Source organism: Actinoplanes sp. NPDC051494, assembly GCF_044454705.1.
Lineage (GTDB): Bacteria > Actinomycetota > Actinomycetes > Mycobacteriales > Micromonosporaceae > Actinoplanes.
In genome coordinates, this window is the sequence record NZ_JBITDZ010000003.1 from 191,119 (window position 1) to 211,634 (window position 20,516).

Annotated in this window: 22 protein-coding genes; 10 read left to right on the plus strand and 12 right to left on the minus strand. The window is 72.2% G+C overall.

Annotation, left to right across the window (positions count from 1 at the left end; genetic code table 11):
- Positions 1-135: 135 nt before the first annotated feature.
- Entirely contained in the window at positions 136-2,247 is a 2,112-nt protein-coding gene (locus tag ACIA6A_RS13380; RefSeq protein WP_396098535.1) for a HelD family protein, read from the minus strand.
- A 111-nt stretch (positions 2,248-2,358) separates the two neighbouring features.
- Positions 2,359-3,285: an alpha/beta fold hydrolase gene (locus tag ACIA6A_RS13385; RefSeq protein ID WP_396097830.1), complete on the minus strand. Its 927-nt coding sequence runs from the start codon at positions 3,283-3,285 to the stop codon at positions 2,359-2,361.
- A 159-nt stretch (positions 3,286-3,444) separates the two neighbouring features.
- Between ACIA6A_RS13385 and ACIA6A_RS13390 the strand changes: the two genes are divergently transcribed.
- Positions 3,445-4,065 (plus strand): carbonic anhydrase, encoded by a 621-nt coding sequence (locus tag ACIA6A_RS13390; protein WP_396097832.1) that lies wholly within the window; start codon positions 3,445-3,447, stop codon positions 4,063-4,065.
- Between the two features lie 75 nt (positions 4,066-4,140).
- Here the strand turns inward: ACIA6A_RS13390 and ACIA6A_RS13395 are convergent, their stop codons facing one another.
- A complete protein-coding gene (locus tag ACIA6A_RS13395; RefSeq protein WP_396097833.1) occupies positions 4,141-4,470 on the minus strand; it encodes a hypothetical protein in 330 nt (109 codons plus the stop codon).
- A gap of 242 nt (positions 4,471-4,712) precedes the next feature.
- On the opposite strand from ACIA6A_RS13395, the gene ACIA6A_RS13400 reads away from it, so the two are divergent.
- From ACIA6A_RS13400 to ACIA6A_RS13415, 4 genes are read left to right on the plus strand one after another with little or no spacing between them, the layout of a single operon-like run.
- Complete coding sequence (locus ACIA6A_RS13400) at positions 4,713-5,204, plus strand: DUF3145 domain-containing protein (protein WP_396097834.1); 492 nt, start codon at positions 4,713-4,715, stop codon at positions 5,202-5,204.
- Positions 5,204-5,845: a LysE family translocator gene (locus tag ACIA6A_RS13405; protein WP_396097835.1), complete on the plus strand. Its 642-nt coding sequence runs from the start codon at positions 5,204-5,206 to the stop codon at positions 5,843-5,845. The genes ACIA6A_RS13400 and ACIA6A_RS13405 overlap by 1 nt, the downstream gene beginning before the upstream one ends.
- 56 nt (positions 5,846-5,901) lie before the next feature.
- Positions 5,902-7,617: a glycoside hydrolase family 3 protein gene (locus tag ACIA6A_RS13410; protein ID WP_396097836.1), complete on the plus strand. Its 1,716-nt coding sequence runs from the start codon at positions 5,902-5,904 to the stop codon at positions 7,615-7,617.
- Between the two features lie 36 nt (positions 7,618-7,653).
- Entirely contained in the window at positions 7,654-8,106 is a 453-nt protein-coding gene (locus ACIA6A_RS13415) for a DUF4279 domain-containing protein (RefSeq protein ID WP_396097838.1), read from the plus strand.
- Here ACIA6A_RS13415 and ACIA6A_RS13420 read toward each other — a convergent pair.
- Complete coding sequence (locus ACIA6A_RS13420; protein ID WP_396097839.1) at positions 8,017-8,949, minus strand: AraC family transcriptional regulator; 933 nt, start codon at positions 8,947-8,949, stop codon at positions 8,017-8,019. The genes ACIA6A_RS13415 and ACIA6A_RS13420 overlap by 90 nt on opposite strands.
- 73 nt (positions 8,950-9,022) lie before the next feature.
- Here ACIA6A_RS13420 and ACIA6A_RS13425 point away from each other — a divergent pair, with 73 nt between their 5' ends.
- Positions 9,023-9,880 carry an NADP-dependent oxidoreductase gene (locus ACIA6A_RS13425; protein WP_396097840.1) on the plus strand — a complete coding sequence of 286 codons (858 nt, stop codon included), beginning with the start codon at positions 9,023-9,025 and terminating at the stop codon, positions 9,878-9,880.
- A 51-nt stretch (positions 9,881-9,931) separates the two neighbouring features.
- Here the strand turns inward: ACIA6A_RS13425 and fabF are convergent, their stop codons facing one another.
- The 5 genes from fabF to ACIA6A_RS13450 form a co-directional block, all read right to left on the minus strand.
- Positions 9,932-11,158, minus strand: coding sequence for a beta-ketoacyl-ACP synthase II (gene fabF, locus ACIA6A_RS13430; RefSeq protein WP_396097841.1), 1,227 nt, complete (start codon positions 11,156-11,158; stop codon positions 9,932-9,934).
- 1 nt (position 11,159) lies between these two features.
- A complete protein-coding gene (locus ACIA6A_RS13435; RefSeq protein ID WP_396097842.1) occupies positions 11,160-11,402 on the minus strand; it encodes an acyl carrier protein in 243 nt (80 codons plus the stop codon).
- Between the two features lie 48 nt (positions 11,403-11,450).
- Positions 11,451-12,401, minus strand: coding sequence for a beta-ketoacyl-ACP synthase III (locus tag ACIA6A_RS13440; protein WP_396097843.1), 951 nt, complete (start codon positions 12,399-12,401; stop codon positions 11,451-11,453).
- Positions 12,398-13,351 carry an ACP S-malonyltransferase gene (locus ACIA6A_RS13445; protein ID WP_396097844.1) on the minus strand — a complete coding sequence of 318 codons (954 nt, stop codon included), beginning with the start codon at positions 13,349-13,351 and terminating at the stop codon, positions 12,398-12,400. Before ACIA6A_RS13445 ends, ACIA6A_RS13440 begins: the two co-directional genes overlap by 4 nt.
- A 125-nt stretch (positions 13,352-13,476) precedes the next feature.
- Entirely contained in the window at positions 13,477-14,661 is a 1,185-nt protein-coding gene (locus ACIA6A_RS13450; protein WP_396097845.1) for a PucR family transcriptional regulator, read from the minus strand.
- 246 nt (positions 14,662-14,907) lie between these two features.
- Here ACIA6A_RS13450 and ACIA6A_RS13455 point away from each other — a divergent pair, with 246 nt between their 5' ends.
- From ACIA6A_RS13455 to ACIA6A_RS13470, 4 genes are all read left to right on the plus strand, one after another.
- A complete protein-coding gene (locus ACIA6A_RS13455; protein WP_396097846.1) occupies positions 14,908-15,117 on the plus strand; it encodes a hypothetical protein in 210 nt (69 codons plus the stop codon).
- Positions 15,118-15,220: 103 nt separating this feature from the next.
- Complete coding sequence (locus ACIA6A_RS13460; RefSeq protein ID WP_396097847.1) at positions 15,221-15,769, plus strand: TetR/AcrR family transcriptional regulator; 549 nt, start codon at positions 15,221-15,223, stop codon at positions 15,767-15,769.
- Between the two features lie 59 nt (positions 15,770-15,828).
- Positions 15,829-16,302 (plus strand): hypothetical protein, encoded by a 474-nt coding sequence (locus ACIA6A_RS13465; protein WP_396097848.1) that lies wholly within the window; start codon positions 15,829-15,831, stop codon positions 16,300-16,302.
- An 8-nt stretch (positions 16,303-16,310) separates the two neighbouring features.
- The gene (locus tag ACIA6A_RS13470) at positions 16,311-17,063 is read left to right on the plus strand and encodes a hypothetical protein (protein WP_396097850.1); all 753 of its coding nucleotides are present in this window, start codon (positions 16,311-16,313) and stop codon (positions 17,061-17,063) included.
- A gap of 7 nt (positions 17,064-17,070) precedes the next feature.
- Here the strand turns inward: ACIA6A_RS13470 and ACIA6A_RS13475 are convergent, their stop codons facing one another.
- From ACIA6A_RS13475 to ACIA6A_RS13485, 3 genes are all read right to left on the minus strand, one after another.
- The gene (locus tag ACIA6A_RS13475) at positions 17,071-17,706 is read right to left on the minus strand and encodes a hypothetical protein (protein WP_396097851.1); all 636 of its coding nucleotides are present in this window, start codon (positions 17,704-17,706) and stop codon (positions 17,071-17,073) included.
- Between the two features lie 363 nt (positions 17,707-18,069).
- The gene (gene gltX, locus ACIA6A_RS13480; RefSeq protein ID WP_396097853.1) at positions 18,070-19,479 is read right to left on the minus strand and encodes a glutamate--tRNA ligase; all 1,410 of its coding nucleotides are present in this window, start codon (positions 19,477-19,479) and stop codon (positions 18,070-18,072) included.
- The gene (locus ACIA6A_RS13485; RefSeq protein ID WP_396097855.1) at positions 19,476-20,507 is read right to left on the minus strand and encodes a winged helix DNA-binding domain-containing protein; all 1,032 of its coding nucleotides are present in this window, start codon (positions 20,505-20,507) and stop codon (positions 19,476-19,478) included. The genes gltX and ACIA6A_RS13485 overlap by 4 nt, the downstream gene beginning before the upstream one ends.
- Between the last annotated feature and the right edge of the window lie 9 nt (positions 20,508-20,516).

Consider the following 20,516-nt stretch of genomic DNA (forward strand, 5'->3'; position numbering starts at 1 on the left):
GAGCGAACCACTCACGCAGAATGAGAGGCGAACCACTCACGCAGAATGAAGGGCGAGGGCCAGCGAATGCTGGGCCCCCGCCCGGCCTCGGCGTGAGCGACGGTCCGCACCCACCACCGAGCTACGACATCTGCCTTACCAGTCTTTCGATCCTACGGTCGTCAGACGTTGCGTCGCTCGCGAAAGAGCGACGTACAGCGTCCGCACCCCGCTGGCGTCGGTCGCGATCTCCGCGGGCTCGGCCAGCACGACCGCGTCGTACTCCATGCCCTTGGCCTCGAGCGCGGTCACGACCTGGACGCGTTCCGGGAGCCCGGCCACCCACCCGGCCATCTCGTCGCGGCGCGGGACCGGCGTGATGACCCCGATCGTGCCGTCGACGTCGGCCAGGTGTTTCTCGGCCGCGTCGCGGACCACCTGGGCCAGCTCGGCGGCCGCCACCATGTGCTCGACCGGCTCGACGCCGGTGCTGCGGACCGCCCGGGGCAGCCGCAGATCGGGCATCAGCTTGCGGATCACCCGGGCGGCGACCTCGAAGATCTCCGACGAGTTGCGGTAGTTGGTGGTCAGCTCGTAGGTCTGGCGCTTGCGGGTCGCGAGCGCGCGGTCCCGCGCCGCGTCGAGCTCGGCCAGGTCACCCGGCCACGCGGTCTGGGCGGGGTCCCCGACGATGGTCCAGGAGGCGTACTGCCCGCGCCGGCCGATCATGCGCCATTGCAGCGGCGACACGTCCTGGGCCTCGTCCACGACGACGTGCGCGTAGTCGCGGTAGTCCTCCTCGCGCTCGGCCCGCTGCTGGCCGGCGTTCTGGCGCTCGATGGACATGCTGACTTCCTGGACCCCGTCGCGCACGTGGAACGGGCTGCCGGTCCGGCGCTGCTGCGGCTTGCGCGGCCGGCCCATCAGCTCGTCCAGCTCGTCCAGCAGGGCCACGTCGGAGATCGTCGGGCCGTGCTCGGCGAGCGCGTCGAACGAGCCCTGCAACAGCGTGATCTCTTCCTTCGAGAGCAGACCGTTGGTGTACGACCGGAGCCGCGCCGGGTCGGCCATCCAGCGCAGTACCCGCATCGGGGTGAACCGGGGCCACCAGGCCTTCAGGAAGTCGCGGAAGTCGGTGCGGTCGGCGAGCTCGGACTCGAACTCCTTCTTCTCGGGCATGGTGCGCACCGAGCCCTTGGCCTGCGCCCAGAGCGCGTCGAACAGCCGGTCGAAGCCGACACCGCGCATCTCGTTGCGCCGGGCGCCCTTGGTCAGCACCTTGCGCCGGATCCGCTCGAGGTCGGCCGCGTCGAGCCGCAGCAGCGCGCCGCGGTACAGCAGGCGCAGCTCGGTCGGGGCGCCGGGCACCGCGTCGTGCGAGGCGCGTTCGAGCACCCGGCGCATCCGCAGCGAGCCTTTGATCGCCGCGACGTCGGTCGGGTCGACCCGGGTCGCGTCGTAACCGGGCACCAGCGAGCCGAGCGACCGCAGCGTGGCGGTGTCCTCGCCGAGCGACGGCAGCACCGTCGCGATGTAGTTGACGAAGACCCCGGACGGGCCGACGACCAGGATGCCGCCGCCGGCGAAGCGGTTGCGGTCGGCATAGAGGAGGTACGCGGCGCGGTGCAGCGCCACGGCGGTCTTGCCGGTGCCGGGGCCGCCGGTCACGATCGTCACGCCGGACGCGGGGGAGCGGATCGCGTCGTCCTGCTCCCGCTGGATCGTCGAGACGATGTCCCGCATGCCCTTGCCGGTGGCCTTGGAGAGGCTGGCCAGCAGCGCGCCGTCACCGACGATGCGCATGTCGTCGGGGGCGGCCTCGGGGTCGAGCAGGTCGTCCTCGATCCCGTTGACCTTCTCCCGGGCCGACTGGATCATGCGCCGGCGGACCACCCCGAGCGGGTCGGCCGGGGTGGCGCGGTAGAACGCGGCGGCGGCCGGTGCCCGCCAGTCGACGACCATGGACTGGGACTCCGCGTCACGGATGCCCATCCGGCCGACGTAGTGCTTGGCGCCGGTGTTCATGTCGAGGCGGCCGAAGACCAGGCCTTCGTACTCGGTGTCGAGGGCATGCCGGCGCCGCGCGGCGTGGAACACCATGGCGTCGCGTTCCACCAGGGCGCCGAAGGTGCCGACCCCGGCGAGCTGGTAGCCCTCCTTCTCGGCGCTGGACGCCTCCCGGCGCAGTTCACCGAGACGCTTGTACACCCGGTCGACGTGCTCCTGCTCGACAGCTATCTCCTGCTGCAGGACGTGGGCGTCGCTCAAGTCGGTCATGCTCCCCGCTGGTGGTTCTGAAAGTGCCCCCCCTGTGTGCAGGGGCAATCGAATTTACTCCTGCACGGTCAGCTACGTCGACGGCGGCACGCCCGTCAGCGGCTATGCGGCCTTCTCGTAACCACGGCGGCGCCCGGGTTGTTCCAGGACGACCTTCTCGAGCACGCCGTTCAGGGCGGCGGTGACCTCGTCGCGGCGCTCCATCATCAGCATGTGCCCGGCGCCCGGGAAGACCGTCAGGTCGGTGCCGGCCAGCGCGCCCGCGATCGCTTCGGCGCAGGCCGGAGGCGTCAGACGGTCCCGGTCGCCGACCAGGGCAGCCGCCGGGACACCGGCGAGCGCGGTCAGGGTGTCCACCCGGCGCTGGGCGCTGACCGAGGGCCGGAAGCCACCGATCGAGCGCAGCGACGCCTGTCCGAACGCCGACATGGTCGTGGCCAGGTCGGCGGGGTCGTATTCGTCGCCGAACAGCAACCAGCGCACCACCGGCTGCAGCGCGGGACGCATCGCCTGGTGCGGGCGCCACGCCCCGAGCCGGGCCAGGATGCCCGCCCCGGTCTCCTCCAGCGGCCGCAGCAGCGGCGTGAGCTGGGTGGGAAGCCCGTAACAGGTGCGCGACGACCCCTCGGCGGTGGTGGAGACCAGCAGCAGGCCGGCGACCCGGGCGGCGAACTCGTCCGGGCGCGACGCCGCGTACTCCATGATCGTCATGCCGCCCAGGGAGTGCCCGGCGAGCACGACCTTGCGGCCCGGCGCGTACGCGTCGAGCACCTCGGCCAGGTCGTCGCCGAGTTGCGCCAGGGTGGCCGAGCCCAGCCGGGTGCTGCCGGAACGCCCGTGGCCGCGGGCGTCGTACGTGATCACCCGGGTCCTGGTGCCGCGCAGCGCGTCGGCCTGATGCCGCCAGGTGCGCTGGTTCAGGCACCATCCGTGCAGGAAGACAACGGTGACCGGCGCGTCGACCGGTCCGGATGTCTCGACGGACAGACGGACACCGTCGGCGAGCGTGAACTCCGAACGCTCGGGCATGGGCACCTCCGTGGATCGCACGGCCCCGTAGTACCCACGGGTAATAAGCGTCACTCCCGTACGCCCGAAATGCCATCCGCCACATGGATCATGCTTTTTGCGACGTGATGTGGATCCCACCCGGTGCCCGGCGGCGGTCACTCGTAGAGAATCAACGCCATGACGGGCCCCTCACCTGCAGATTCCCCCACGCGGATCGTGCGACCGGCCGACGCGCTGGCCGAACTGCTCGCCGGTAACCGCCGTTTTGTCAGCGGCAAGCCGGTGCACGGTCATGAAGTCGCCGCCGCGGCGTCCGCGTCGGGCGGGCAACTGCCGCACGCGGTCGTGCTCGGCTGCATCGACTCCCGCGTGCCCCTGGAAGCGATCTTCGACCAGACGTTCGGCTCCATCTGCGTGATCCGCTCCGGCGGTCACGTGGTGGACCGGGCGGTGCTCGGCTCGGTCGGCTTCGCGGTCTCGGCGCTGAACGTCCCGCTGATCGTGGTGCTCGGCCACGTCCGCTGCGGCGCCGTGGACGCCACGGTGTCGTCGCTGCGGGCCGGCACCCGCCCCGAGGGCGACGTGGGCTACCTGGTCGACGAGATCGCGCCGGCGGTGCTCGGCGTCGGCCTGGGCGACCCCGACGTGGGGGCGAAGGCCATGCGGGCCCACGTGAACCGCACCGTACGACGCATGCGCGACGTGGCCGGGGTCCCGGAGGCGGTGGCGGCGGGCCGGGTCAGCATCGCGGGCGCGGTGTACGACCTCGACACCGGTTGCGTCGACCTGCTCACCTGATCCGTCCGCCCGTGACGCGGGCACGACAAAAGGCGCTCCGGGTCTCCCGGAGCGCCTTTTGGTGCATAGGGCCGATCAGGCCTCGAAGACGCCCGCGTCCACGAGGCGCTTCTCGGTGGCGTCCCAGCCGTGCTTCGGGAAGGACGTCTGGTAACCCTGCAGCTCGGCGCGGATCTTGGCACCGTGGCCCGCCGCGGTGAGGGTGCGGATCTCCTCGACGAACGCGTCGGAGTCGGTCTTCATGCGGTTGGTCTTGCCGTTGGTCAGGTTGCGCACGTACGCGAAGCGGCCGTCGGCGAGCGGGATGAGGTACTTGAACTCACCGAGCACGCTGAGGGCGCCACCCGCGCCTGCCTGGCCGGCGCGGACGGATGCGCGGGCGGTCTTTGAGGTGTTGCCAGCCACAGCGGTACTCCTTGAGAAGGACGGGTGTCGGCAGAAAATGCCGCAGCCAGCCTACACGATTTACCCCGGGCCATACCGGGGACCAGGCTCGGGACGTTAGGTCTGATGTGCCACTACGGCAATCCCCAAGTCGATATTGCGGTTTCTCTGGCGCACCATCCGTACCACGCGGCATCATGGAGCACGATCAACCGCGGTCGAGGTCGTAGGGGAAGACGCACCTCGGTCTCCGGGAGGTCACCGTGCCAACGTGTGGCGTCGTATACGTCCACTCGACCCCACTCGCCGTGTGCCAGCACGTCGAATGGGCGATCGCGCGCGTCCTGACCGCGCCGGTCAATTTGCACTGGAGCGCGCAACCGGTCGATCCCGGCATGCGACGCTCGGAGTGCAGCTGGACCGGACGGCCAGGAACTGGCGCAGAGCTGGCGGCTGCCCTCCGGCAGTGGCCCATGATCCGTTTCGAGGTCACCGAGGAACCGAGCCCCGGCGTCGACGGGGAGCGCTTCATGCACGTGCCGGGCCGCGGCCTGTTCCGCGGCACGATCGGCGCCTCCGGTGACATCCAGATCGGCGAGGACCGGCTCCGCTCCCTCATGGCGGCGGCCCGGGCTCCCGAGGCGCTGTCGCATGCCCTGGAAAAGGCACTCGGCACGGCCTGGGACGCGGAGCTCGAGCCCTACCGCTACGCGGGCGACGGCGCCCCGGTCACGCTGCTCACCAGGGTGGGCTGATGGCGGCGTCCCTGCTCGGCTTCGTCGCGGTGATCGCTCTGCTGACCGTGACCCCGGGCATGGACACCGCACTCATCCTGCGGACCGCCGCGGCCGGCGCGCCCCGGCAGGCCTGGGGCGTGGTGCTCGGCATCCAGAGCGGCACCCTGATCTGGGGCGTCCTCACCGCGGCGGGGGTCACCGCGATCTTCACCGCGTCCCACGTCGCCTATGAGACGTTGCGCTGGGTCGGCGCGGCCTACCTCGTCTGGCTGGGTCTGAGCCTGCTGTGGAGCACCCGTCGCCGGCCGGCCGCGTCGATCGCCGGCCCCCTATTCGCCGGGCCCCTGTTCGCCGGGCCCCTGTTCGGTGGCGGCTTCCGCCGCGGGCTGCTCACCAACCTGCTCAACCCGAAGATGGGCGCGTTCTATGTGGCGCTGCTCCCGCAGTTCATCCCCGCCGGGATGCCCGTCTTCCGGTTCGGTGTCCTTCTGGCCCTGATCCACGTCGTCCTGGGCACGGCCTGGTCGGCGCTGCTCGTGGCGCTTGCCCACCGCCTGCGCGGGGTCCTCGGTCGTCCCCGCGCCCGGCGCGTCCTCGACCGGGTGACCGGCACGGTCCTCACCGCGTTCGGCGTCCGGCTGGCGTTGGGCGGCCCCTGAGGTTGTCCACAGGCGGGACGGCGCCGGTTTGTGGTCGATCGGTCCCTGCTGATCCAATGTCGGCCATGACAAGGGCGTTGCGCGGGGCTACGGCAGTTTCTCTCGGGTTCCTTCTGGCTGCCTGCGGTAACGACACCCCGGTCAGCCGACCCTCGGCCGCGGCCCCGGTTCCGTCCGGGTCCGCGGCTACGTCCGCTTCTCCGGCTGCTGCCGCTGATCCCGCGAGTGCCCTGGCCGCGATGAGCGACGCCGACCTGGCCGGCCAGGTCCTGATGCCCTACGCGTACGGCGACGACGCCGTCACTGTTGACAAGGGTGCCGCCGCGGGCAACCAGGGCATCGCCGGGGTGGACACCCCCGCCGAGATGATCGCGAAATTCCGGCTGGGCGGCCTGATCCTGGTCGCGTTCGCGCCGGACGACCCGACCGGCGCCACCAACCCGGCGACCAACGTCGACAGCCCGGCGCAGGTCCGCGCGCTCACCGACGGCCTGCAGGCCGCGGCCCGCGCGCTGCCCGGCGGGGCGCCGTTGCTGATCGGCACCGACCAGGAGTTCGGCGTGGTGACCCGGGTCCGCACCGGGGTCACGCTGCTGCCGGCGGCGATGGCGTTCGGCGCCGCCGGCAGACCCGAGCTCACCCGGGGCGCCTGGGGTGCCGCCGGTGCCGAGCTGGCCGCGATGGGCATCAACCTCGACTTCGCCCCGGTCGCCGACACCCTCGGCCCGCAGGGCAACGCGGTCATCGGCTCCCGCTCGTTCGGCGCCGACCCGGCCGGCAACGCGGCCCAGACCGAGGCGGCCGTCCGCGGTCTGCAGGGCGCCGGGGTGACCGCCGCGCTCAAGCATTTCCCCGGCCACGGCCACACCACCGGCGACAGCCATGACGACCTTCCGGTGGTGAAGCAGTCCGCCGACAAGTGGAAGCGGGAGGACCTGCCACCGTTCCAGGCCGGGATCGACGCGGGCGCCGGCGTGGTCATGTCCGGCCACCTCGACGTCGAAGGCCTCGACAAGGGCGTCGCGGCCACGTTTTCTCACAAGATCATGACCGACGTGCTCCGCAAGGACCTCGGCTTCAAGGGCGTCGCCGTCACCGACGCGATGAACATGGCCCCGGCGATGAAGTGGCCGGCCGGCGAGGCGGCGGTCCGGGCCCTCAACGCGGGCAACGACATGCTGCTCATGCCGCCGGACCTCGGCGCGGCCCGCGACGGCATCCTGGCCGGCCTCGAGAACGGCACCCTCAAGCGCGAGCGCCTGGTCGAGGCGGTCACCCGCATCCTGACCCTGAAGTTCAGCCGGGCGGCCCACCCCCAGCCGGCCCTCACCGTCCTGGACTCCCCGGCGCACCACGAGGCCGTGAGCGCGGCCGACGCGGCCTCCGTCACCATCCTGCGCGGCGCCTGCACCGGCCCCCTGATCACCGGCCCGGTCACCGTGACCGCCTCCGGCGGCCGTGAGGCGGCCCGTGCCGCCCTCGTCGCGTCCCTGCAGGAGGCGGGCATGAAGGTCCAGGCGGCCGGCGGCTCCGTGGTCCACCTCGTCGGCTACGGCGACAAGGCCATCGACCTCAGCCCCGGCGCGGCGGTGACGGTCAGCATGGACACCCCCGGCCTCCTGGCCCGGGCCACGTCCCCGGCCCTGCTCGCGACCTACTCCTCCAGCCCGCTGTCGCTGCGGGCCCTGGCCGCGGTCATCGCCGGCAAGGCCACCGCACCCGGCACCTCCCCGGTCCAGGTCGGCACCCTCCCCCGGACGGCCTGCCCCTGATCCGGCCGCCGCTGATCTGGGGGATAGCGTTCGGGTGTGAGTGAAGACGAGGGCTCGGTATCGGTCAAGCAGTATGTGTACTTCGCCCTGAAGAGCGACGCCACGACGGCGGAAGAGATAACCACGAGACTGGGGTTCAAGCCCGACCGGGTCGGGGTCCGAGGCGCCCGGCAGTCGTCCCCGCCGGTGCCGGCCACCCACACGTGGGCGGTGGAATGCCGCAAGCCGCGGATGACCGTCGACGAGCAGGTCACCGAGGTCCTCGACCGGATCCGCCCGATCGCCAACGGGATCCGCACCCTGGTGGAGCCGGGCGAGATCGAGGCCGCGCTGCACATCGTCCGGTATTTCGAGGTCGACGACCTCGAGCCGGAAGCCGCCGAGGACGGCCCGCCGGAGTCACTGCTGGGCTGGCATCTCACCATCGCCGACCTGGCGTTCCTGGTGTCCATCGACGCCGACGTGGACATCTCCGAACACAGCGTCTGACCGCCGGTAACGGCCCGGTGGGACCCCGTGGTGGCGGCGGAAGGCCGTCGTGAAGGCAAACTCGTTGGCGTACCCGGCGGCATGGGCGACAGCCGCCACGGTGTCGGCCGACCCGCGCAGGCGCCGGGCCGCCAGGGTCATCCGCCACCACGTGAGGTAGGCAAGCGGCGGCCGGCCGGCCCGGGCGGTGAAACGGCGGGCGAACGCGGCCCGGGAGACGCCGGCCAGCGCGGCGAGCTGGGCCACGGTCCAGGCCCGGCCCGGGTCACCGTGCAGGGCTTCCAGCGCCGTCGCCACCGCCGGATCGACCAGCGGACCGTGCCGTCCGGTGAGGCGCTCCCGCAACAGGTAGGCGAACATCGTCTCCAGCAGCGCCGGGACGACGGCACCGGTGCCCGGCCCGGGGTCACGCAGCTCGGCGGCGAGCAGTGCGGTGACGGACCGCAGCTCCGTGGCCGGGGTGACCATGATGCACTCGGGCAGCCGGCGCAGCAGCGGGTGGGCCTGGCCCGTGCCCAGCTCGTACGCTCCGCACAGCAGCTGCGTCCCCGAGCCGCGTGGTGCGGGTCCGGGTGCCGGGGTGCAGGGATCGGGTGTGGCGTCGAGGGAGGTCGCCAGCGCGTGCGGGCGGCCGTGCGGGCGGAAGACGATGTCGCCCGTGTTCAGGGCGACCGGCCGCCCGGCCGGCGGGAGCAGCCAGCAGCCGTCCCGCAGGACCGCCTGGAAGCCCATCGCGCCGGGCGGGGCCGCGAACTGCTCTGCCCAGGGCGGATTCCAGCCGAGCAGCATCGAGCGCGGCCGCCCGGTGCGGTGCACGGCCAGGACCTCGCTCAGCACATCCATGCCAAGACTCTGACGAAGGTTTTCGCGCTTTTCAAGCATGGTCCGTCGCACGCGGTCTGCTTACGGTCGGTGCATGAGAGCTGCGCGCATTTATCGGTACGGCGACCCGGGCGTGATTCGCGTCGAAGAGCTCGACCTGCCGGTGGCCGGGGACGGTGAAGTGCTGATCAAGGTGGCCGCGACGTCGATGAATCCGACCGAGGCGGCACTGCGGTCCGGGGCGCTCGCGGCGTTCCTGCCGGTGACGTTGCCGGTGACCCTGGGCTGGGACGTGGCCGGGGAGGTGGCGGGGGTGCCCATGATCGGCCGGCTGGACCGGGGTGCCGCCGCGGAGTTCGCGGTCGTACCCGCCGGACGGCTGGTGCCCGCACCGGTCTCGGTCCCGCTCGCCGACGCGGCGGCGCTGCCGTTGGCCGGGCTGACCGCGTGGCAGGCCGTCGTCGAGCATGCTCGGGTGAGAGCGGGCGAGCGGGTGCTGATCAACGGGGCCGGCGGCGGGATCGGCGGGTTCGCCGTCCAGATCGCCAAGCACCGCGGCGCCTACGTGATCGCGGCCTCCCGTGGTGCCGCGAGGGGCGCCGACGAGGTGCTGGACTACACGGCCGGCCCGTTGCGGCCCGGCGAGCCGGTGGACGCCGTGGTGAACTGCGCTGCTATCGGGGATGCCGCGGCCGCCGCCCTGCCCGCACTGGTCCGGCCCGGCGGGCGGGTGGTCACCGTGGCCACCCCGGTGCCCGCTACGGACGACGTGGCGGCCTGGCACATGGTCGTACGCCACGATCCGGCCGGCCTGGGAGCGCTCGTCGCGCTGGTCGACGGCGAGGTGATCAAGCTGGACATCACCGGGCGCGGCGACCTCACCGACCTGCCGGAGCTGCACCGGCTCGCCGAGGGTGGCGGGCTGCGCGGCAAGGTCGTCGTGACGCCGTGAGACGGCTGAGGGCGCCCCCACATGGGGACGCCCTCAGCCGGAAGTACCAGGTCAGAAGCGGGTGAAGACCAGAGCCACGTTGTGACCGCCGAAGCCGAACGAGTTGTTCACCGCGGCCGGGATGTCGAGCGGGCGGGCCTTGTGGGCCGCCACATCCAGGTCGAGGCGTTCGTCCGGGTCGTCCAGGTTGATCGTCGGGGGTACGACGCTGTCCCGGATGGCCAGGATGGTGGCGATCGACTCGAGTGCGCCGGCCGCGCCGAGCAGGTGGCCCGACATGGACTTGGTCGAGGTGATGACCGGGTGGGTGCCGATGGCCGCCCGGATGCCCTTGATCTCGCCCATGTCACCGGCCGGTGTCGAGGTGGCGTGCGCGTTGACGTGGGCGATGTCGGCGCCGGTCAGGCCGGCGTCCTGGATCGCCTTGGTCATCGCCCGGATGCCACCCTTGCAGTCCGGGTCGGGCTGGACGATGTCGTATCCGTCCGAGGTGATGCCGGCTCCCGCGAGGCGGGCGTAGATCCGCGCACCGCGGGCGATGGCGTGGTCGGCCCGTTCGAGGACCAGCGCGCCGCCGCCCTCGCCCATGACGAACCCGTCGCGGCCCTTGTCCCACGGCCGGGAGGCCGCCGTCGGGTCGTCGTTGCGGGTCGACATGGCCCGCATGGACGCGAAACCGGCGATCGGGAGCTGGTGGATGACCGCCTCGGTGCCGCCCGCGACGACCACGTCGGCGCGGCCGGAGCGGATGATGTCGAGGGCGAGGGACATCGCCTCGGCCCCGGTGGCACAGGCGCTGGCCATGGCGTGCACGCCGGCCTGGGCCCCCAGGTCGATGCCGATCCAGGCGGCGGGCCCGTTGGGCATGAGCATCGGCACGGTGTGCGGGCTGACCCGGCGCGGCCCGGAGGCCTCCAGGATGTCGTCCTGGTTGAGCAGGGTGACCGCACCGCCGATGCCGCTGCCGAAGCTGACGGCCAGGCGTTCCGGGTCGAGCCCGGAGTCCGCCAGGCCGGAGTCGGCCCAGGCCTGCTTGGCGGCGATCAGCGCGATCGCCTCGGAACGGTCGAGCTTGCGCAGCCGGACCCGCTCGATGATCTCGGACGGGTCGACGGCGAGCTGACCGGCGATGCGTACGGGCAGTTGCGCGGCCCACTCCTGGGTGAGCGCAGTCACCCCGGAGCGGCCGGCGAGCATGGCGTCCCAGGTGGACGCGACGTCCCCGCCAAGCGGGGTCGTCGCGCCGAGCCCGGTGACGACGACGTCTGTGCTGCTCATGTCAGTGGTTCGCCTCGATGAAGGAGACGGCGTCGCCGACGGTCTTGAGGTTCTGGACCTCGTTGTCCGGGATCTTCACGCTGAACTTCTCCTCGGCGGCCACGACGACCTCGACCATGGAGAGCGAGTCGACGTCCAGGTCGTCGGTGAAGCTCTTGTCCACGTTGACGTCCTCCGGGTTCACCCCGGCGACCTCTTCGAGGATCTCGGCGAGGCCTGCGGTGATCTCTTCGCGAGTTGCCATCAGTGGTTCTTTCCTTTCAATGGGTCTTGCTCTGTGGATGGGTCGTGCTTACGGACAGCGGATGACCTGTCCGGCGTAGGTGAGGCCGCCGCCGAAGCCGAAGAGCAGCACCGGGGCGCCCGAGGGCACCTCACGCCGCTCGATGAGCTTCGACAGGGCCAGCGGCATGCTCGCCGCGGAGGTGTTGCCGGACTCGACGAGGTCCTTGGCCACGACGACCTCGGGACCGAGGCCGAGCCGCTTGACGATGCCGTCGATGATCCGGGTGTTCGCCTGGTGCGGCACGAACGCGGCCAGCTCCGAGGGCTTGATGCCGGCCCGCTCGCACGCCTGCAGCGCGAACGGCGCCAGCGCGGTGGTCGCCCACCGGAAGACGCTCTGGCCGTCCTGCTTGATGTACGGCTGCCAGCCCTCGATCCGCAGGACATCGCCTTTGTCCGGGGCGGATCCCCAGAGCACCGGGCCGACGCCGACCTGCTCGCCGTCGGCGACGGGGCTGACCACGGCCGCTCCGGCACCGTCACCGAACAGGATGGCGGTGGTGCGGTCGGTCCAGTCGATCAGGTCGGACAGCTTCTCGGCGCCGATCACGAGGGCGTTACGGGAGGCCCCGGCGCGGATCGCGTGGTCGGCGGTGGCCAGGCCGTACGAGAAGCCGGAGCACGCGGTGTTCACGTCGAACGCGGCCGGTGCGGTGATGCCGAGCCGGGCCGCGACCCGGGTCGCGACGTTGGGGCAGCGGTCGATCGACGAGCAGGTGGCGACGACGACCATGTCGATGTCGGCGGCGCTCAGCCCGGAGGCCGCCAGGGCCTTCTCCGCGGCGAACGTGGCCATGTCGGAGACCGACTCGGCGTCGGCGACCCGGCGTTCGGCGATGCCGACCCGGTCGCGGATCCACGTGTCGTTGGTGTCGATGATCTGGGCCAGGTCGTCGTTCGTGACCACCCGCGAGGGTTGATAGTGGCCCATCGCCACAATGCGGGAACCCGCGGTCATGGTCGTGCTCCTTCGGTCGCAGTCGGGTCGGTCGCACCGTGGCGCGCGATGAGGTCGCGGGCGGCGTCCAGGTCGGCGGGCGTGTTGAGGGTGACGATCTCGGGGAGGCCGTCGCCCTTGAGCTCGCGCTTGACGAGTCCGGCCAGGGTGCCGGCCGGGGGCAGTTCGATGACGCCGGTGACGCCCCGTTCGCGCAGCGTCCGCATGACCAGGTCCCAGCGGACCGGTGCGGTGACCTGGCCGACCAGGCGCCGCAGCATCTCGGCGCCGTCGGTCACGGCGGTGCCGTCCAGGTTCGACAGCAGGATCCGCGCCGGGCCGGCGACGGGGGCGCCGGCCGCGACGATGCCGAGGGCCTGCTCGGCCGGGGCCATGTACGGCGTGTGGAACGCCCCGGCGACGGCCAGTGCCCGGACCCGGGCGGACGCGGGCGGCTCGGCGGCCAGTCCGGCGAGCGCGTCCAGGGCGCCGGCGGCGACGATCTGGCCGGTGCCGTTGCGGTTGGCCGGGTACAGCCCGTGCGCCTCGATCGCGGCGACCACCTCGTCGGCGTCACCACCGAGGACGGCGCTCATGCCGGTGGGTTCCAGCGCGCAGGCGGCGGCCATCTCGCGGCCCCGGATCCCGGCGAGCGTGATCGCGGTCTCCGGGGTGAGCACCCCGGCGACGGCCGCGGCACCGAGCTCACCGACGCTGTGGCCGGCGACGAGGCCGACGCCGGCCAGCGGCAGGTGCTCGGCGGCGAGCAGGGCGGCGGCCACCAGCAGCGGCTGGGTGCGCGCGGTGTCCTTGATCTCCTCGGCGTCCGCGAGCGTGCCGAGGTGGACCAGGTCGACGCCCGCGAGCGCGGACCACCAGGTCAGCCGGGCCTCGGCGCCAGGGAGTTCGAGCCACGGAGAAAGGAAGCCGGGCTTCTGGGAGCCCTGGCCGGGCGAGAGTACAGCGAGCACGGGGACGACTCTTCCGGATCGGGGGTGGATCCGGTGGTGTCGCACTGCACGAAACCCTACGACCAACATTGTGGGATTCCTACAACGGCCCCGCGATTTGTCGTCCTACGGATGATTTCCGGTACTTAGTTCGCGGGGTCCAGGCGTCCCACGGCGAGCGCCGTCCGTAGCGCGAACGCGTCCCGTCCGTCCAGCGGGGAGAGCCCGACGACCTCGGTGATCCGCTTGATGCGGTAACGGACCGTGTTGGGATGCACATACAGCTCGCGGGCTGCGCTCTCCAGCACCCCGCCCGCGGCGAAGAACGCGTCGAGCGTCTCCAGCAGGCCGCCGCCGGCCCGGGCGAGGGAGCCGTACACGTCGTGACGCAGTGCCCGGCGGGCCTCGGGGTCCCCGGCCAGCACGCGTTCGGGCAGCAGGGCGTCGGCGGCCACCGGCTTCGGTGCTCCCGGCCACGCCGACGCGGCCCGGAAGCCGGCGAGCGCGGCGCGGGCCGACTCGGTCGCCTGGTCCAGCGACGGCACGGCCGGCCCGACGACGATCGGCCCCTCGCCGAACGCGTCGGCGAGCTGCCCGGCGATGGCGATCGGGTCGGCGGCGCCACCCATCACCACCACGATCCGGTCGCCGTGCACGCCACCGATGATCTCGACGCGGGCCCGGCGGGCGGCCCGGTAGACCGTGTGCAGCACCACGGCGTGGTCGCCGCCGGGGGAGCGGCCGACCACGACCGCCACCGGCGGGGCGTCGGCCCAGCCCAGGGCCGCTGCCCGGCTGGCCAGCACGTCGGAGGAGTCACCGCGCAGCAGTGCGTCGACCAGCAGGGCCTGCAAGCGGGCATCCCACGCACCCCGGGTCTCGGCTGCCCGCGCGTACACCCGGGCCGCCGAGAAGGCGATCTCCCGGGAGAACTTGAGGATCGCCCGGTCCAGCGCGTCCTCCTCGCCGGGTGCGGCGAGCACCTGCACCTCGGACTCGGCGACGTCGATGGTGGCCTTGATCAGCTGGACCGTCTGGGTCAGCGTGATGGCCCGGGCCAGGGTCCGGGGCGCGGCCGCGAAGACCTCGTCGGAGATCTCCTGGGTGCCGGCGGCGGTGCCGCCCGAGCGCAGCCACTCGACCAGCGAGCGGATGCCGGCCTGGGCGACGAGCATGACCGACGACCGCTGATCGGCGGGCAGGGCCCGGAACCACGGCAGGGTTTCTTCCATCCGGGCGACGCTGGCCGAGGCCAGCGCTCCGGCGCTGCGCTCGACCCGGGGCAGGGTGGCGGCCAGAGGTGGGGCGGTACTCCCGGATTTGCGTGCCACCGGACCAGCATGGCAGGCCGGTCCGGGGCGGCGACGCGCGCGGGAGGAGGCGTACCTTTTGAGATATTTGTCCGTAATAGCGGTGCGCCTTCCCCGCGATTCCGGTCGGTGACCTGGCAGTGTGTCGTCCTAGTGCCACGCGGCTACGGTCTGGACAACTCGGCTCCGATCAGGGTCAAGCCAGGCCCCGCGATGCCGATGAGAGCGGTGCCGACGACCCGGCGACACGAACGGAAGGAGGCGGAAGTGACGGACCACGAGGGCGTACGCCCCGACGGGGAGCAGGACTGCGCCGAGATCGCCGTCCCGGTGATCGAGGAACCCGCCGACGACTTCCCGCACCGTGTCGGCTGCCGGACCCACCTGCACGGCTGGGCCGGCGCCCACCTGCACGGCGCCGTCCGCCCCCGCCGCCGCGCCGCCGGCCGAGGCCGTCCCCCCGGCCGCTGGTGCTGAGCCTGCTCCCCCTCGGCCGAGAAGCGCGGTAAAGCTCACTCCGTGGTGTGACCGTGCGGCGCGCCCGTCGGCTGTTGCCGGGCCGGGCGCCCACGGTGGGCGGGTGGACGACAAGAGACGGCTCATCCTCGACCAGGCCATGGCGCTTGTGGACGAGCGCGGGCTCGCCGCGATGTCCATGCGCGCGGTCGCCGAACGCGTCGGGCTCACCTCGATGGCGCTCTACCCGTACGTCGGGGGCAAGGACGCGCTGCTCGACGGCCTGGTCGAACTGCTGCACCTGGAACTGGGCAGCGACGACACCCAGGAAGCGGCCGACATCGACTGGCGGCAGCGGCTGCGGGCGCTGGGCCGGGCGGTCCGCGGACTGTCCCTGCGGCACCCCGGCGCGTACCCGCTGATGTTGAACCGTCCCTCGGCCGGCGGAGCCTGGCTGACCGCGGCGCTGCGGGCCACGCTGCACGACGCGGGCGTGCCCGCGCCGACCGTGCCGAGGCTGACCCGGATGATCTGCGCCTTCCTGCTCGGTTACACCACCGGCGAGGTCACCGGCGGCCTGCCCGGGACCACCGCGCAGCCGCCGGACGCGGAGTTCGACGCGGACCTGGACGACCTGGTCCGGCTCGTGGAGGTCACCGTCCGGGTCGCGTGAACCCGTTCGGCGGCGAGGCCACCCCGCGGTGCCCTATAAAGAGGCGAGAGGGAGGCCCGATGACCGACGAATACGTGGCTCAGCGGTACGCCCACCTGCGCCGCGCCGCGTTCCTGATGTGCGGCGACTGGACGCGGGCCGGTGCACTCGCCCGGGGCACGCTGGCCCGGGCGCTGACCGATCAGGACGTCGGCGACCTCGACCTGTGGGCGTACGGGGATCTGATGGCCGCGTTCAAGCCCGGTCACGGCCGCCGTGAGCACGTCTTCGTCGCGCCGCCGCAGACGGCCGGGGAGTCCGACGCCGACGCCGCGCTCAGCGACGTCTTCACCGTGCTCGTGCTGGACGCATTGCGCCGGCTGTCACCGAAGTGCCGCGCGGTCCTGGTGCTGCACCACTTCTGTCACCTGGCGGTGGGGGAGACGGCCGACGTGCTGGGCCTGGACGGCAGCAAGGTCACCGAGTACGAGGCGGAGGGTCTGGCCGCGTTCGGCGAGCTGCTGCGCGCGACCCAGCCGGCGCCGGCCCGATGAGCGCCGCGATGACCACGGTCCTGGAACGGGCCTGTGCCGGTGAGCCGGAACTCGGCGACGCGGTCGACGACATCTTCCGGCGGGCGGACCGGTTGCGCCGGCGCCGGGCCCGCTCGGTCGTGCTGGCCGGTCTGGTGGCCGTCGCGCTCGTCGTCTCTCTCGGGTACGCCCTCACGACGGTCCTGCTCCCGGGGGCCAAACCGCGCTCGACGGCGGCCGTGGCGGTGGCCCAGCCCCGTCCGTCCGGGGTGCTGGACCCGGTCCTGAAGGTGCTCGCTGTCCCGGTGGACGCCAAGGACCTGCAGATCGTGCCGCGCCCGCCGTTCTCCGGTCCGGGCTGGCGGCAGTACGCCGTGCTGGACGCCGGGGGTGCCCCGCGCGGGCTGGTCGAGGTCGCGGTCTTCGACGCCCCGGCCGGGCTGTGCCTGCCGGTGCTGGCGGACCCGACTTCCTGCGCGCAACCGGACCGTACGGCGTCCGGTTTCGACTATGCCCGTTACGACCGGACCGAGGACCAGGACTGGCAGGTGCACGAGGTGATCGCGCGCCGGGTCGTGGACGGGCGCACGGTGGCCGTCCAGGCGACCGGCGAGCGCGGCACGGGGGACCGGGAGCGGGGTGAGCCGCCGCTGTCCACCCGGGAGGCCGCCGAGGCGGCGACGGACCCGCACCTGCTGGACGGTTTCGGGCTGGGGGAGCGCTGCAACACGCCGGCCCCGGCCTGCCCGGTCCTGCAGGTCCCGGTCCGGCCGGTGGGCTGATCCGACTCTAGATGCGGCGGCGGATCAGGAACGCGACGCCGGCGAGGCCGAGCAGGACCACCAGGAGCACCGCGCCGTTGAGCAGGAAGAGCTGCTGCAGCTGGGCGACCACGTCCTTGCCGACGGCCAGCGGGTCGAGCTCCTCGTTGACGACGTCCGAGCCGGAGCCGCCGCCGATGCCGCCGGTGACGATGTCGGTCCGCTGCTCGAGCGGGACCCCGGCGACGCGCAGGGACTCCGACATGGTGAGCCGGCCGTAGAACCAGCCGGGGGTCTTCTTGCCGGTCGGCTGCTTGGCCGGCCGGAACGCGCGGGGGCCGCCCGCGGCCAGCGGGTAGACATCGTAGACCTGGCTGGCCTTGTTCTTGACCAGCACGGTGACGGTGAGCTTGAGGCCGAGCTTGTCGGCCTTGGGCTGGGTGGTGGTCGGCGTGGCGGAGCTCAGCCAGTTCACCTCGCCCAGCAGTCGCTGGTAGGCGTCCGGGTGCTCGGCCTGCTGGATGGTCAGCTTGCCGCCGTCGAACTTGCCCGCGACCATGACCGCGGTCGGGGCCGCGGGTGCGGCACTGGCCGGCGCCGATGCCAGGGACAGACCGATCGCGACCGTCGCGACCAGCGCGCCCGCCCCGGAAACGATCCGCATGAACATCCCTCGAGCCACCGTTCGGCCTCCCCCGCCTGCATGATGGGCATGATCCGCCACGCCTGCGTCGGCACAGCACTCTCCGCAGACCAGCTTCCCCGCAGACCGGCCCGGGCGCATCCCGGGGCGACGACCTTTTGGAGCCATCCGGAATCGGATCGCGGCGAAGGGGCGGTCACCTGGGACGGGGAGCTGATCGGCGGGCGAATAGTACCCAGCGGAAGCAAGTGATCGGGGTCTCGGTCACCCTTGCCGTGGATACCTCCACCCCTATGACGCGTGGCCCTGACCTGCTGGTTGCATCAATAGGTACGCGCGCACCGAATGTCTCGGAGCGCGCGTACCGAAATGGTTACGAAATGTTCAGGAGATCTTTGCGCGGGCCGCCACGATGCGGGCGAGCGTCTTCTCCCGGCCCAGGACCTCGAGTGATTCGAAGAGCGGAAGACCGACGGTACGGCCGGTGACCGCGACGCGTACGGGAGCCTGGGTCTTGCCCAGCTTGAGCCCGCGCTCCTCGCCGACCCGCTCGAGTGCGGCCTTCAGCGGCTCGGCCGCCCACTGCTCGAGAGCGCCGAACGCGGCCGTGGCGGCGTCGAGGATCTCGGCGGCGCCCTCCTTCATCGCCTTGTTCCACGACTGCTCGTCGGAGACCGGCTCGGCCAGGAAGAAGAAGTCCACGTAGTCGACGATCTCGCTCAGCACCGCGATGCGGGTCTGGGCGAGCGGCGCGACGTCGGCGAAGACCTGCATGTCGAACGACTCCGGGTCCCACGGCGGGGCCGGGATCGTCTCGGTGCCGCCGAGCCACGGCGCGCACACGGCCGCGAACTCCTCGGACGAGAGCGCGCGGATGTACTCGCCGTTGAACGCCCGCAGCTTCTTCACGTCGAAGAACGCCGGGGAGTGGTTGACGCCCTCGAGCTTGAACTCGTCCTCGACGACCTGCCACGGCACGATCTCGCGGTCGCCGGTGGGCGCCCAGCCGAGCAGCATGAGGTAGTTGCGCATCGCCGCGGCCAGGTAACCCTCGTCGCGGTACGACTCCAGCGCCACCTTGTCGCGGCGCTTGGAGAGCTTCTGGCGCTTCTCGTTGACGATGACCGGCACGTGCGCCCAGATCGGGGGCTTGACCCCGAGCGCCTCCCACAGCAGCTGCTGCTTGGGGGTGTTGGGCAGGTGCTCCTCGGCCCGGATCACGTGGGTGATGCCCATGGTCATGTCGTCGACCACGTTGGCCAGCAGGAAGACCGCGGTCCCGTTGCTGCGGGCGATCACGAAGTCCTCGAGGAGCTTGTTCTCGAACGTGGGCTCGCCCCGGACCAGGTCGACCACCACGGTCGAGCCCTCGTCCGGGGTGCGGAAGCGCAGGGCGCGCCCCTCGCCGGGGCCGAGCGCGCGCTCGCGGCAGAAGCCGTCGTAGCCGGTGTGGGTGTTGCCGGCGCGGGCGACGATGTCGTCTCGGGTGCAGTCGCAGTAGTAGGCGCGGCCCTCGCCATAGAGGCGGGTGGCCGCGGCGGTGTGTTCGCTCGCATACGAGGACTGGAAGTAGGGGCCCTCATAGGTGCCGCGCTCGATGCCGATCCAGTCCAGCGCCGAGATGATGCCCTCGGTCCACTCGGGACGGTTGCGGGCCGCGTCGGTGTCCTCGATACGCAGGACGAAGGCGCCACCGCTCTGGCGGGCGACGATCCAGTTCTGCAGCGCGGAACGGGCGCCGCCGACATGGAACATTCCGGTCGGTGAGGGGGCGAAGCGTACTCGTACTGTCACACAACCAGCGTACGGCGCCCGTCCACCAGGTTCGCGTCCGGTGGGAGAGCACGGCGTACGGCCGCGGGTAGTTTGCCGAAAGTTGTGATCACCGGCACCCCGTCCTTGCGCTCCCAGACCCCCTCGATGCGACCGTTGACCACCAGCGTGGGGGAGATCCAGCCCTGCGGCCGCGAGACCGCCGACCGGGGCCCGCTGCAGATCTGGTCCAGCTGCCGGGTGGCGGCCACCACGTACGGGTCGAAAGCCGGCAGCAGGTGCACGGTCTCGCCGCCCGCGGGCATCTCGGCGCCCTCCGGAAGCCCGTCCGGCCCCAGCTCCAGGCGTGCGAACGACTTCTTGGCCAGCGCCGGCCTCAGATCGAACCAGCGGGCGAACTCGGTGGACCCGGCCGGCCCGTAGGCGTCCAGGTAGGCGAGCGCCAGGCGGTCCACGGCCTGCTCGGTGCCGACCGGTTCCCAGTCACCCAGCCAGGCACGGGGCGCCACGAACGTCACATTGCGGCCGCGCGGCGGCCCGGAGCAGAGCAGTCCCCGGAACGCGAGCGGCTTGAGGATCGCGCCGAAGCCCTGGGTCAGCGGTTCGCTCAGCCCGGTGTGCCCGGTCGCCGCGATGATGGCGGCGGACAGCTCCTCCCGGGTCAGCGGCGTGTCGCTCAGCACGTCGGGCACCGCGGCGATGATGTCGGCCATCTGCTCCGCGGTCACGCCGTGGTACGTGAGCCAGGAACCCGTGGTCTCCCGGGTCCGGGTGCTCATCGCCGCGACCCAGTACGGCAGGTCATCGGCCGGGAGCAGGTGCAACGTCCCGCGGGCGGCCCACGTCCGGACCAGCGTACGGTCGCGGTGCAGGGCTTGCTCGAGGTCGTGACCGGTCCCGGCGCGCAGGTCGGTCGCGGCCTGGGCGGACGACGCCACCTGGGCGTGGATCCCGCTGAGCCGGCGGGCCACCTCGACCACGTCCCGGCCGCGGGTGGCGCCGAGGAACTGCCGTTCGACGCGCCGCCGCAGGATGTCGTCCAGATTCACCCCTTGGTT